Origin of the sequence: Gluconobacter potus (genome assembly GCF_015244705.1) — a bacterium.
Lineage (GTDB): Bacteria > Pseudomonadota > Alphaproteobacteria > Acetobacterales > Acetobacteraceae > Gluconobacter > Gluconobacter potus.
This window is the reverse complement of the sequence record NZ_JABCQF010000003.1, coordinates 136868-149257: the sequence shown is the minus strand read 5'-3', so window position 1 is coordinate 149257 and position 12390 is coordinate 136868. Positions and strand designations below refer to the sequence as shown.

Annotated in this window: 13 protein-coding genes; 4 read left to right on the top strand and 9 right to left on the bottom strand. The window is 64.0% G+C overall.

Going from position 1 to position 12390, the window contains the following annotated elements; translation table 11 throughout:
* Positions 1-26: 26 nt before the first annotated feature.
* Together mbfA and HKD31_RS07080 are read left to right on the top strand one after the other, a co-directional pair.
* Positions 27-983: an iron exporter MbfA gene (gene mbfA / locus HKD31_RS07085; protein ID WP_041112190.1), complete on the top strand. Its 957-nt coding sequence runs from the start codon at positions 27-29 to the stop codon at positions 981-983.
* Between the two features lie 3 nt (positions 984-986).
* The gene (locus tag HKD31_RS07080) at positions 987-1613 is read left to right on the top strand and encodes a LolA family protein (protein WP_194264782.1); all 627 of its coding nucleotides are present in this window, start codon (positions 987-989) and stop codon (positions 1611-1613) included.
* A 4-nt stretch (positions 1614-1617) separates the two neighbouring features.
* On the opposite strand, the gene rsmI is transcribed toward HKD31_RS07080, so the two are convergent.
* Positions 1618-2451 carry a 16S rRNA (cytidine(1402)-2'-O)-methyltransferase gene (gene rsmI, locus HKD31_RS07075; protein WP_194264827.1) on the bottom strand — a complete coding sequence of 278 codons (834 nt, stop codon included), beginning with the start codon at positions 2449-2451 and terminating at the stop codon, positions 1618-1620.
* Positions 2452-2600: 149 nt separating this feature from the next.
* On the opposite strand from rsmI, the gene HKD31_RS07070 reads away from it, so the two are divergent.
* The gene (locus HKD31_RS07070; protein WP_194264783.1) at positions 2601-3923 is read left to right on the top strand and encodes a penicillin-binding protein activator; all 1323 of its coding nucleotides are present in this window, start codon (positions 2601-2603) and stop codon (positions 3921-3923) included.
* 86 nt (positions 3924-4009) lie between these two features.
* Here the strand turns inward: HKD31_RS07070 and HKD31_RS07065 are convergent, their stop codons facing one another.
* From HKD31_RS07065 to HKD31_RS07030, 8 genes are all read right to left on the bottom strand, one after another.
* Positions 4010-4393: a hypothetical protein gene (locus HKD31_RS07065; RefSeq protein WP_062496840.1), complete on the bottom strand. Its 384-nt coding sequence runs from the start codon at positions 4391-4393 to the stop codon at positions 4010-4012.
* Between the two features lie 165 nt (positions 4394-4558).
* On the bottom strand, positions 4559-5473 hold the full coding sequence (locus HKD31_RS07060) for an LpxL/LpxP family acyltransferase (protein ID WP_194264784.1): 915 nt from the start codon (positions 5471-5473) through the stop codon (positions 4559-4561).
* Complete coding sequence (gene lpxK / locus HKD31_RS07055; protein ID WP_194264785.1) at positions 5470-6453, bottom strand: tetraacyldisaccharide 4'-kinase; 984 nt, start codon at positions 6451-6453, stop codon at positions 5470-5472. The genes HKD31_RS07060 and lpxK overlap by 4 nt, the downstream gene beginning before the upstream one ends.
* On the bottom strand, positions 6450-8330 hold the full coding sequence (locus HKD31_RS07050) for a glycosyltransferase N-terminal domain-containing protein (RefSeq protein ID WP_194264786.1): 1881 nt from the start codon (positions 8328-8330) through the stop codon (positions 6450-6452). Before HKD31_RS07050 ends, lpxK begins: the two co-directional genes overlap by 4 nt.
* Before the next feature lie 70 nt (positions 8331-8400).
* The gene (locus HKD31_RS07045) at positions 8401-9129 is read right to left on the bottom strand and encodes a polysaccharide lyase family 7 protein (protein ID WP_194264787.1); all 729 of its coding nucleotides are present in this window, start codon (positions 9127-9129) and stop codon (positions 8401-8403) included.
* 41 nt (positions 9130-9170) lie between these two features.
* The gene (locus HKD31_RS07040; RefSeq protein WP_062496832.1) at positions 9171-10055 is read right to left on the bottom strand and encodes a universal stress protein; all 885 of its coding nucleotides are present in this window, start codon (positions 10053-10055) and stop codon (positions 9171-9173) included.
* A gap of 48 nt (positions 10056-10103) precedes the next feature.
* Positions 10104-10721 carry a pyridoxamine 5'-phosphate oxidase gene (gene pdxH, locus HKD31_RS07035; RefSeq protein ID WP_194264788.1) on the bottom strand — a complete coding sequence of 206 codons (618 nt, stop codon included), beginning with the start codon at positions 10719-10721 and terminating at the stop codon, positions 10104-10106.
* 129 nt (positions 10722-10850) lie between these two features.
* Positions 10851-11393, bottom strand: coding sequence for a hypothetical protein (locus HKD31_RS07030; protein ID WP_228120321.1), 543 nt, complete (start codon positions 11391-11393; stop codon positions 10851-10853).
* A gap of 144 nt (positions 11394-11537) precedes the next feature.
* Here HKD31_RS07030 and fabI point away from each other — a divergent pair, with 144 nt between their 5' ends.
* Positions 11538-12389, top strand: coding sequence for an enoyl-ACP reductase FabI (gene fabI, locus HKD31_RS07025; RefSeq protein ID WP_062496828.1), 852 nt, complete (start codon positions 11538-11540; stop codon positions 12387-12389).
* The last annotated feature ends 1 nt before the right edge of the window (position 12390 follow it).

Genomic DNA, 12390 nt, shown 5'->3' with positions numbered 1-12390 from the left:
TTTACGAGACGGGATCTGCTGCCTACGTGACGAAACTTTCCGATCTGACCGAACGCGAAATCCTTGCGCTGGCCATCGCCAGCGAGGAGGAGGATGGTCATATTTACGCGGATTTCGGCCAGATGCTGGCGGAGGATTATCCCGACAGTGCCGCCATCTTCCAGGACATGGCGGAAGAGGAAAACCACCATCGCCGCGCGCTGATCGACCTGTTCGTCCGGCGGTTCGGTAATCATATCCCGCTGGTCCGCCGGCAGGATGTGCAGGGATTTCCGTCCCGCAAATCCGCCTGGCAGATGCAGAATCGCGGGATCGAGGCGATCCGGGCGCAGGCGGCCGACATGGAGCGGCAGGCCGCGCGGTTCTATCGTCAGGCCGCCGGGCAGACCAATGATGCGGAAATCCGCAAGCTGCTGGGCGATCTGGCGACCGAGGAAGACCGGCATCAGCGTGAGGCGCGGCGCCTGGAAGATGCGCATCTGAATGACAACACGCGTGACCGCGAGGACGAGCACAGCCGCCGGGATTTTGTTCTGCGGGTCGTGCAGCCGGGGCTGGTCGGGCTCATGGATGGCTCGGTTTCGACGCTGGCGCCCGTCTTTGCCGCGGCGTTTGCAACGCATAGTCCGCATGCGGCCTTTCTGGTCGGGCTTGCGGCCTCGCTGGGAGCCGGGATTTCCATGGGGCTGGCGGAAGCGCTGGCGGATGATGGCAAGCTGTCCGGGCGTGGGGCTCCGCTGCTGCGTGGTCTGATCTGCGGCGCCATGACCTTTGGGGGCGGGATCGGGCATACGTTGCCGTTCCTTGTGCCGGATTTCCATCTCGCCTTTGGTGTCGCGATTATTGCCGTGGCGATCGAGCTTCTGCTGATTTCCTGGGTGCGCTGGCGGTATCAGGACACACCGTTCGGATCGGCCATGGTGCAGGTCTTTCTCGGCGGGGCTCTCGTTTTTGCAACCGGTGTGCTGATTGGCAGTTCCTGAGACATGATGAACCGTTCTTTTTTCCGCGCTGCCGCTCTGGTGGCGCTGCTGCCCGTTGCCCTGCCATCCATGGCTTTTGCGCAGGCGACTCCCGCCCAGCTTCGTCCTGCGGATCAGGGCTGGATTTCACGGATTGAGGACGCGCTGGGGCAGGTCACGACCCTTCAGGCGCGCTTCAGGCAGACGGCGGCAGATGGCAGCACGACTGTCGGAACAGCGACGCTCGACCGGCCGGGCCGCATGCGTTTCGATTACGATAAGCCGAGTCCGCTGCTGCTGGTCGCCAATGACGGGCGTGTGGTGTTTCAGGATCGCAGCGTCGATCAGGTCACGACCATTCCGCTGGACCGCACGCCGCTGGGGCTTCTGTTGCGGCCGGAACTCAAGCTGTCGGGCGATGTGACGGTGACGGGCTTCGAGCACAGTAACGGACAGATCCGGGTGCAGGTGGTGCGGACGCAGAGTGCGGGGGAAGGCACCCTGACGCTCGTTCTGTCCGATGCGCCGCTCGGGCTTCTGGGCTGGACGGTCGTGGATGCGCAGGGACGCACGACCACGATTGCCCTGTCCGATGTACGTCTGGGCGGGACCGTGCCTCAGTCCCTGTTCGTACTCCCCAAGGCAGACTGAGGCTTCAGTCTTTCAGCTCGCGTGAAAGCTCCAGCGCGCGTGCATAGACCGTGCGTTTGGGCAGCTTGACGATTCCCGCCACGAGGGCGGCGGCATCCTTGACGGAATGGGTCGTCAGGGCCTCGCGCAGATGCGTGTCCAGATCGGCGGCACCGCTGTCATCTTCGGCAGAGGGACCGATCAGGAGCGTGATTTCGCCCCGCGGTGCTGTGGTGCGGAAATGTTCCAGAACCTCTGTCAGCGTGCCGCGCACCATCTCCTCGAAACGCTTGGTGAGTTCACGGCCGACGGCGGCTTCGCGCTCCGGGCCGAAGACGTCGATCAGGTCTTCGAGTGTTTCGATCAGCCGGTGTGGGGCTTCGTACCAGATCAGTGTGGAATGCAGTCCGGCCTGTTCAGCGGCGCGCAGGGTGGCAAAACCGGTCTTGCGGGCTTCGCTTCGGGGTGCGGGAAAGCCCAGGAACATGAAGGGTAGGGGCGGCAGGCCCGACAGCGTCAGGGCCGTGACAACGGCGTTCGGACCGGGAATGGCTGTGACATGGATGCCGGCCGCGATGGCCGCGCGGACCAGCCGGTATCCGGGATCGGAGACCAGGGGCGTTCCTGCGTCGGAGACAACGGCATAGCGTGCGCCGTCCTGCAGCTTTTCGATCAGGAACGGAGTGCGGTCCTGTTCGTTATGGTCGTGCAGTGTCCGGGTCGGTGTGGCAATATTGCGCGAAAGCAGGAGCTTTGCCGTGACGCGCGTGTCCTCGCAGAGGATCGCGTCAACGGTGTTCAGCGCCTCGATCGCGCGTTCGCTGATATCGGCCAGGTTGCCGATCGGCGTTGCAACCAATATCAGACATCCACCTTCGGCCTGGCCCTGCGCTGGCAGGGGGGCGGCCGGTAACGTTTCAGCCGCATCGCTCAAGGGAGTTTCAGCGGAACATGACTTTTCGGACATCTGCATCCTCGGTGACAAACTCAGGGGGGCATTGTCGCCCGTTGAGCCGTCTGCGCAAGGGTGTAAGCACCGGCCTCGCCGCAGGAACCTTCCTGACCCTTGCCGCCTGCTCGGGTGGCGGGTCGTCTTCCGTGCCGGGTGTGGGCGGCGTTCCGGGTGTTTCGGAAGGTCCGGGCGCGCATGATGTCGGGCTGATCCTGCCGCTGACGGGGCGCAATGCCGCTTATGGTCTGCGGATGCGCGATGCGGCGAAGCTGGCCCTTTCGGCCAAGGGATCGCCTGCGCTGGACGTGCATGACACCAATGCCCCGGGCGGCGCTGAGCAGGCGGCCCGGGATGCGCTGTCGCGTGGTGATGCCATCCTGCTGGGGCCTCTGACCGCAACGGAAACGTCTGCCGCGGCACCGCTCGCCGTCAATGCGGGCAAGCCGGAACTGGCCTTTACCAGCGACTCTACGCAGGCCCGTCCGGGCGTCTGGGTCATGGGTCTGACACCGGAGCAGCAGGTGCGCCGGATGGTGGATGCCGCCCGGGCGACGGGACGCCGGACTTTCGCGGCCTTCCTGCCGGACAATGCCTTCGGACATGCGATGGGTGATGGTTTGGCACGGGCCTGCCGCGATGCGGGTCTGAAGGATCCGCAGATCGTGTTCCATACGATGGACGCGCAGAATATCGATGACGGCCTGAAGACGCTCTCCGCCATCGAAACGCGCCAGCCCGCCGCTCCGGCGCCTGCGCCGACAGATGTCCCGGCCGGACCATCCGCGATCGATCCGACGGGTGAGACTGTGGCAAACCCGGCAGGGTCGGCAGAAACGGGTACTACGCCGCTGGCTACGCCAGCGGCCACTCCGGCACCGGCGCCTCAGGCCGTACCAGTTCCGCCGCCGCCATTCGATGCGTTGGTGCTGGCCGATACGGGGCTGGAACTGGGACGGGTCATTACGGCGCTCCAGGCGGATCATATCGATTCGTCGCAGGTCCAGATCATGGGGCCGGCGCTGTGGAAAGCGTTTGATGGCAAGCTCGGTGCGCTGCATGGGGCCTGGTATGCAGCGTCCGATGCGCATGACCGCATGGGCTATGTCGCGCAGTACCGGGCTTTGTACAAACAGGCGCCGTCACCCGTCACGGATTTCGCCTATGACGCCGCGGCCCTGGCCGGAAGCCTGATCCGTCAGGGTGGCGTGACGATGCAGGCCCTGACGCGGCCGGATGGTTACATGGGTGTGGACGGGCTGTTCCGCCTGCGGCCGGACGGGCATGTCACGCGGGCACTGGCGATCTATCAGATCCAGCGTGGCGGTGGTGCCCGCATCGTTGTACCAGCTTCGCGGGATGTGGCGATCCGTCCGAGCTGATACGGTATTTTTTCAAAAGAAAAGCGCGTCCGTTTTCTGAACGGCGCGCTTTTTTTATGTCTGGTCGAGGAAATCCGGGCGCAGGATCAGGCGGCGCAGGTCTCGGCGAGCGGCAGGACCGGGCGGATGACGTGCAGGGCGAGCTCGAAGCTGGCATAGCTGCCAAGCTCATGCTCGCGGATCTGGTCAATCAGTACCCAGCGCATGCCCTGGGGCCGCAGCATATAGGCGGGATCGGGATTTTCGCGGACCCAGACCAGAACATGATCAACGGGGACAGTGCCGTCCACATTGACGGTGTCATGGGCGGCCGGTGCGATTTCCGCATCGAAAACGCCCATGCGCTGCCCGGCTTCCAGCCAGCGCAGCAGGTACTCGCGGTGACGGGGGAGAAGGCCCTGGCGCAGAGGTACGATGTTGCTCGCGTTGCGGCCATGAGAGAGGTCGTGAAGGTGAGCCACCTGCGCCATCAGGAAGTCCTCATCATAAAGCCGGGCAGGGCACCCGGGTCGTGGTGATGAGTTCAGGCTAGGGGCCGAAAGGTACGTTTCACAATCTTTAATAACGTCTGGAGACGGTTTTGCGACACAAACTATCCCTACTGTGACAAATCTGCCATGCTCTCAGTGCATAGCTTAACACTGTGTTGTCATATTCCGGTACAGGGATTTGTCCCAGCGGCGGTGCAGCCAGAGCCAGGACCCCGGAATGTCGCGGATCCATGATTCGAGACGGTCATTGAACAACTGCGTGAGGGCGAGGACGTCTTGGGTGCGGTCGTCCGTTTTTTCCGGCATGAAGGGCGCATCCACGACCAGCACGAGTCTGGCTGGACCATCGCGGCGAACATGTCCGGTCACGATCAGGGCATCATGTCTCAGGGCGAACACGGCTGCGGCGGAGGCCGTCATGGCGGGGCGGCCGAAGAGTCTGGCCTCGATCCCGTCATTCATTTTCTGATCGCCCAGAACGCCCAGATTCCCACCTTTGGACAGGTATTTCAGGGCTGCGCGCGCGCCTTTTGCGCCTTTGGGAAACATGGGCACGTCCTGTCCCATCGCGTCCTGCCGGAGCCTGTGGATCAGGCGGTCAACGCCGGGATTGCTGGCTGCGCGGTAGAAGGACGCAAACGGCATGCCATAGCGCGCCACGACAGGCGGCATGAGTTCCCAGTTGCCGATATGACCCGAGAAGAAAATGACTGGCCGGCCCGATGCTTTGGCCTCTTCAAGATGCTCCGCGCCTTCGACGCTCCATCCCGCGCCGGAGGGCGTGTTCTGTTTCAGGCGGCTGATATGGGGGAACTCACCCACCGTGCGCCCCAGATTTTCCCAGCAGTCGCGGACGATGCGGCGGCGCGCGGAAGCGTCATATTCCGGCAGGGCGAGCTGAAGATTCCGGTCTGCGACTTTCGAGACGGGCAGCAGCGGTCCGATTGTGCGCGCCACAAACCCTCCCAGACTGGAAGAGGCTGCGGGCGGGAGGGTGCGGATCGCGGCCAGAAGGGCACGGACCAGAAGGGTTTCCGCGCGGTACAGGAAAGACGTCACGAGGCGGAAAACAGCAGATCGAGGAGGCGTTCGGGGGATTTCGGGTCGGCCCAGAGCAGCTCTACGCCGATGACCTTCACCTGCGTACGGAATGGGAATGGGAGTTTCACGGCGTCCTTGGCGGTCGTGACCAGCGTGGTTCCCGATTCCCGGCTGAGGGCTTCGAGGCGCTGGATGTCACGGGGCGTATAGAAATGATGATCGGGGAAGGGGAGCGAACGGATGGGGGCGACGCCTGCGTCCCGGAGCATGTCGAAGAATTTTTCAGGGCGTCCAATGCCTGCAAAGGCTACAATGCGTCGCCCCTGGAGGGTCCGGATTTCGGGGCCGGGCACCAGTCTGGCCTGCGCGGTCAGGAGATATGGCGGGAACGTCGGGATCAGGTTGTGCCGATCGTCGCCCATGACGACGACGGCCTGGGCGCGTGCTAGGGCGTCGGCGATCGGTTCGCGCAGGGGGCCTGCGGGGAGGACGCATCCGTTGCCGAAGCCGGTCGCGCCGTCCACCACGAGAACGGAGACGTCCTGATGGAGGGTGGGGTTCTGGAAGCCATCATCCATGACGAGGCAGTCCGCGCCCTGGGAGATTGCGAGGCGGGCGGTTTCGGCACGGTCGGCCCCGATCCAGGTCGGGGCGCTCTGTGCAAGGAGGAGCGGTTCGTCGCCCACATCGCGCGGCGTGCTGCGGTTCGGATTGACGCCGATCGGGCCGCGCTCGCGGCCGCCATGACCCCGGCTCAGGATATGGGGATGATGGCCCCGGTCCCTGAGGCGGTGCACGAGATCAAGGGTGAGGGGGGTTTTGCCAGTGCCGCCTGTGGTGATGTTGCCGCAGCATAGGACCGGAACGGAAGCATGAAAGGTCGGCTGTCTGAGGCGGCGGCGGGTGAGTGTCGTGGCGATGAAGGAAAACGGCCGCAGGAGACGGGCGGCGATGCTGCGGGTGGGGCGCAGCCAGAAACGGGGTGGACGACGCGTCATCGCTCAACCGTTTTCAGGATGCGGTCCCGCAGGACGCTCACCACGGAGCGCTGCAATCCCGTTGTCCTGACGGGCGGGAGAGGGGATTCGAGCCATCGTGTCAGACACTCCACATCGTTCACGACATGGATTGTATCAGAAACGGTGGCCATTGCCTCCCGCCAGTTCTCCATTTTCGGCCCCGTAGCCGTGGGAACGCCCAGACGGAGCGGCTCGAACGGGTTGTGGCCGCCGCCCTTTCCGGCAAGGGAATTGCCCAGAAAACAGCGATCCGCCAGACGGTAGAACAGACCCAGTTCGCCCAGCGTATCGGCCAGCCAGATCTGTGTCTGCGGTGTCGGATCCTGACCTGCCGCCCGTCGGGGCAGGTCAAAGCGGGCTGCCAGCTCTGCGCCGCGGGCCGGGTGGCGCGGGACGATGATGGTCAGCAGATCGGGCTGGAGCCTGCGGGATTTTTCCGCGGCCTTAAGGACAAGTTCTTCCTCGCCGGGATGGGTGGAAGCGGCAACAAAGATCGGACGGTCGCCGATCAGGCTCCTCAGCCGGGCATATTCCGCCTCGTCATAGGCTAGAGGCGGTGCGTCCTGCTTGAGGTCGCCATCTTCATAGACCGGGAGCGCTCCCAGTGCCCGGAAGCGGGCGGCGTCTTCGGGACCACGGGCTGCTACCCAGGACAGGCGCTTCATCATGCGGCGTGCGGGGTCTCCCAGACGGGTCCACAGACGGGCTGAACGGTCCGACAGGCGCCCGTTGACGAGCATGACCGCGATATCGCGGCGCGAACAGGCCGCGATGATGCCGGGCCAGAGTTCGCTTTCCACGAATATGGCGCCTTCCGGCTGCCAGAGGTTCAGGAAGCGCCTGAGCCAGCGTGGCACGTCATGGGGAATGAAGCGGTGGATGATCCGCTGCCCGTAGAGCGGATGCCGGGCCACGATCTCGCTGCCGGTGACTGTCGCGGTCGTAAAGAGGATGCGCATTTCGGGCCGGGCTTCGAGCAGGGCCTCGGCGAGCGGCAGGGCGCAGAGGGTCTCGCCGACGCTGGCGGCATGGATCCACAGAAGCTGCCCGGGGGGGCGGTGGCCTCGGCGCGGGCCCGTGCGCTCCAGTCCCATGCGCTCACGCAGGCGGTCGGGGAGTTCGCGGCCGCGATGCAGACGGATGCGCAGCATGACCGTCAGCGCCGGGGCCATGAGGGTTCCAGCCAGGCGCCACAGACGGTCCGCCAGATTGGATTGCCGGTGCCGCACCACGCTCTCGGCACGGAGCGAGACGTCGTTCAGGGCATTCTGAAGGATGGTGGCGTCGGGCTGGAAGAGCGGCTCGCCCATGATGAGGGCGCCGCGTCCGAACGGTAGCGGGAAAGCCAGCCCGTCCCATGAGGGCAGGCGCAGACTCGTGCTGGCCATCCCGACGGGGACGACCGCGCAGACCGCAAGGCGGGAGAGCGCGACGGCTCCGGGCTGCACCTGTTCCGCCGGGCCGCGGGGGCCGTCCGGTGTGATTCCGACCAGTGAGCCTTTTTCAAGTTCCTTCAGAGCAGTGCGCAGAACGGCCGCTCCACCCTTGTTCTTGCCCTTCTTGCTGGAGGAGCCGTGGATGCCGATGATGCCCCAAGGGCGGACGACGTCTGCGATCAGCATTCCGTCCGGATTACGGGAAATCAGTACTCGCAGTTCCAGGCGGGGTTCCAGCGTCCGCGCCCAGAACCACAGGGCCGGGCTGAGTGTCAGCGAGCGGTGCCAGAAGGCGACGACCGTACCCTTCGCCGGGGTTGTCAGGGTTTCGAGGGCGCGGGGTGAGCCACTGACCTGCCAGCGTGTGGTGTGCAGGCAGGTTCCCAGCCACAGGCGCAGGAGGCGCGGAAACAGGGTCATGCCGTGTCGGGTAGCACGCGGCGTTACAGGCGGCAAAGGTTGGAAAGGCTTTCCCGTACAGTCCTGGTCCTCACTGCGCCGGATGACGGACCTCAAGGGACGTGAAGGTTACCTGCGCCATGTCGCCATGACAGGGCATATGCCATCCGGTCTGGCCCGCAACGGCCTCGAACCACATGACAGGCGCAGTCGCGGCAGCGGGCATGGCGAGTACGCTGCGACTGCCGTTGACGACAACGACGAGCGTTCCGTTGGGACGTGAGGAGATGGCATAGCTGACGTTGCGGTCCGGATAGATCGTACCGGCGACGATGTTGTGGGTCGAACTGCCATCGTGGACGGTGACGGTCACCTGCGAGCGATGGCCGTTTGCGACCAGTTCCACGACAGGGCCGTGCGGACTCTGGATGCGTCCGATGATAACGCGCTGGTCGCTGGGCCAGGTGTCGATATGCAGGCTGGCATTCATGTCGGCCGGGGTCTGCTGGAAATACCAGGCGGTGCCTTCACGCAGGACGGTTGCGGGGGCCGTCTGTCCGCGGATGGACGGCTGAAGCCCGTCCGTCCGCAGGGTGAGGGCGCCTGTTGCGGGATTCTGCTGATAGAACGGGCTGTGATAGCCGGTTGCGAGCGTCGTGCTCGGAACGAGGCGCAGTTTCAGCCGCGCCTGCGGTTCCTGCAGAGTGAAGCCGCCTGCCTGCGGCGGAGACCGTGTGTCCATGGCCGAGGCGGGGACCAGCGCGGTTCCTGCCAGTGCGAGGGTCAGGCAGGTTGCGCAGAGGAGGCGGGGCAGGGACATGACGGTTCCTTCAGATCGGCAGGCAGGCATGAAAAGGCGTTTCAGCGGCTCATGAGAACGGTGAGTTGCGCCTGTTCCAGAATGTGACGGGTGACACCGCCCAGGATCATCTGACGCAGACGCGAGTGGGAATAGGCGCCCATGCAGAGCATGTCGGCGTTGAACTCGGTAGCCGCTTTCAGGAGCCCCGCGCCGATGTCACGGTTTACGGCTTCGAACTCGCGGGCGGTGGCGGAAATGCCATGCATCCGCAGATAGGTCACGACTTCGTCCGCGCCCGGTCCGCGACGTTGGTAGTCCTGACAGGTCAGGACCTGCACGGCTTCGGCCTTGTGGGCCCAGGGCAGGATGCAGCGCAGGGCCAGCGAGGCCTCGGGCGTGCCGTTCCAGGCAATGGCGATGCGCTTGCCGACGGTTTTCGGCGGGGCGGGCGGGGCGATCACGAGCGGTCGTCCGCTGTCGAACAGGATGGCATGCAGCGTTTCGGAGGCGCGCGGATCGCCGTCCTTGGCGAGGTTCGGGACCAGAGTCATGTCGGCCAGACGCGAGCGCCATGTCAGGGAATCGTGCTCGGTCCCGTTGAGGACATCAAGGCTGGCGCTGACGCCATCGCCCGCAGAGGAGCCGATCTTCGAAGGCTCGACACGGCGGATGTCATGCTCACGGATGAAGGCATCAAAGGCTTTGCGGATCGCGATCGCGCGGCGCTGCGCTTCGGTCGTGGCTGTGTCGATCATTTCATTGACCATGCCGGCCGAGATGCCTTCACCGGCTAGCGTCGCGACTTCGGACGGGTCCGAGCCGACCACGACAGCGGACAGATGGGCATCGAAACGGCGCGCGAAATCAAGCGCGACCGACATGACGGCTTCGAGGTCACCGGAGCCGTTCAGGGGGAGAAGGATATTCTTGATGTCGATAAGCATGGGTCAGGGCTCCCCGGCCAAAATCTGCAGAACGTCGTTATGATGTATTTACGGATAAAGTCGTGTGACGTTCCATCCGTTTCCGTCATGGATGTTTCCGTCACGGGTCCACACGGCTCTGTCATGCAGGCGGTAGGGGCGATCCTGCCAGAATTCGATGGCTTCGGGCAGAACGCGAAAGCCCGACCAGTTGGCGGGGCGGGGGATCGGACCGTCGCCGTATTTCTCGTCCACGGCCTTCAGGCGTTCCTCGAAGGTGCTGCGGTCATCCAGCGGGCGTGACTGGTCGGACGCAATGGCGCCAAGGCGGGACATGCGCGAGCGGCTTGCGAAATACGCATCGGCTTCGGCGGCACTGACGGCTTCAACCGGGCCTTCGATCCGGATCTGGCGGCGGAGGGATTTCCAGTGGAACAGCAGGGCGACATGCGGGTTGGCCAGCAGTTCGCGTCCCTTGCGGCTTTCCAGATTGGTATAGAAAACGAAGCCGCGCTCATCCACGCCCTTGAGCAGAAGCATCCGGACGGAAGGTCGCCCGTCAGGGGTTGCGGTGGCCACGGCCATGGCGTTGGGATCGTTCGGCTCGGATTTCTCGGCATCCGACATCCAGGCCGCAAACAGGGCGAAGGGATCGGCCTTCAGGTCAATCAGGGGGATGTCGGACATGGGACTCTCCTTGGAACTGGATTGGCGGAACAGGCCTGACGCGGCAGGAGCAACGCAGACCGGTTCGCCAGTGTGAGGATCATAACGCGGATGGCACGTTCCAGCCATCCGGCCCGCTATGGGAACAGTTTACGCACTTCGCTCACATCGCGCCTTGATCTGGGACAGCATGCGTCGCCGCAGCAGGCCACTGACAGGACGGATCACGAGCCAGTAGGGCAGGAAGCACCGCCGGACATGAGAAGTGGGGCACAGGACATGTGTCTGCGTGACAAGGCGCGTCCGTTTCGGCGTGGCTGGCACTGTCATAAAGGACAGGATCAGGGTTGCAGCGGACGCATCCCTGTCACCGAGAAACTCCATGGGTGTGTCAAAACGGCGCAGGCCGTAATCCGTCTGCCAGAAAGCGCCTTTCAGCCCGTAGACCAGACTGCGATTGGTCTGGGAAAGAAGCGTGAAGTCCTGAAGGTCCAGAGGCAGCGGAGGGCGCGCGCGCAGCAGGCGGGCGGGCAGTTCACGCAGGTAAAGGGCCGGACGGAAGAGCGGATCATCACCCAGGCGGTAGTGCCGCACGGAGTTCAGGATGGCGCCGGGCCGAGCGCGGATCAGGATGGAATGATGTTCGGAAAAATCGAACGGTTCTATGGTGGCGTAGGCGGATTTCGAACACATGGGCAGAAATTCCTTAGCGCCGGAGTGATGCCTTAATGCCCTGTCAGGGGGCAAAAAACGGCGCAATCGTCGCAAAGTCTTGTCTGTAACGGGCGCTTGTGCAACCACGGCCCTCAATACGCCAACGCGATTCAGGAAATCACCATGTCTGAAACGGAAGACAATATCCCGGCTCCAGTGACCGGCACGCTCATGAAGGGCAAGCGCGGTGTGATCATGGGTGTTGCCAACAAGCACTCCATTGCCTGGGCCATTGCCAGTGCCTGTGCTGCACAGGGCGCAGAACTTGCTTTCACCTATCAGGGCGAGGCGCTGGGCAAGCGCGTCCGTCCGCTGGCCGAGAGCGTCGGGTCCGAACTCGTCATTCCCTGTGATGTCAGCAATGACGATGCCATCAACACCACGTTCGACGAGATCGAGAAGGTCTGGGGCAAGATCGACTTCGTGCTCCATGCCATCGCTTTCGCCGACAAGCAGTATCTCCGTGGCCGCTATATCGATACGCCGCGCGATGCCTTCCTGCAGGCCATGGATATCTCCTGTTATTCCTTCGTGGCTGTTGCACGCCGTGCATCCGCAATGATGAATCCGGGCGGGTCGTTCCTGAGCATGACCTATCTCGGCGCCGAGCGCGTCATGCCGCATTACAATGTGATGGGCGTGGCCAAGGCGGCTCTGGAAGCCTCCGTGCGCTACATGGCTGCCGATTTGGGCCGCGACGATATCCGCGTGAATGGGATCTCCGCCGGTCCGATCATGACCCTGGCTGCCAACGGGATCAGCGATTTCCGCTACATCCTGCGCTGGAACCAGCTCAATGCTCCGATGGAGCGCAACGTGACCCTCAAGGATGTTGGCGGTTCGGGTATGTATCTGCTTTCCGACCTGTCCAGTGGTGTCACGGGCGAGATCCATCACGTGGACTGCGGCTACCACACGGTCGGCATGAAGAACCCGGACGCGCCGGACATCGCAGCGGTCGGCTCCGGGAACTGAC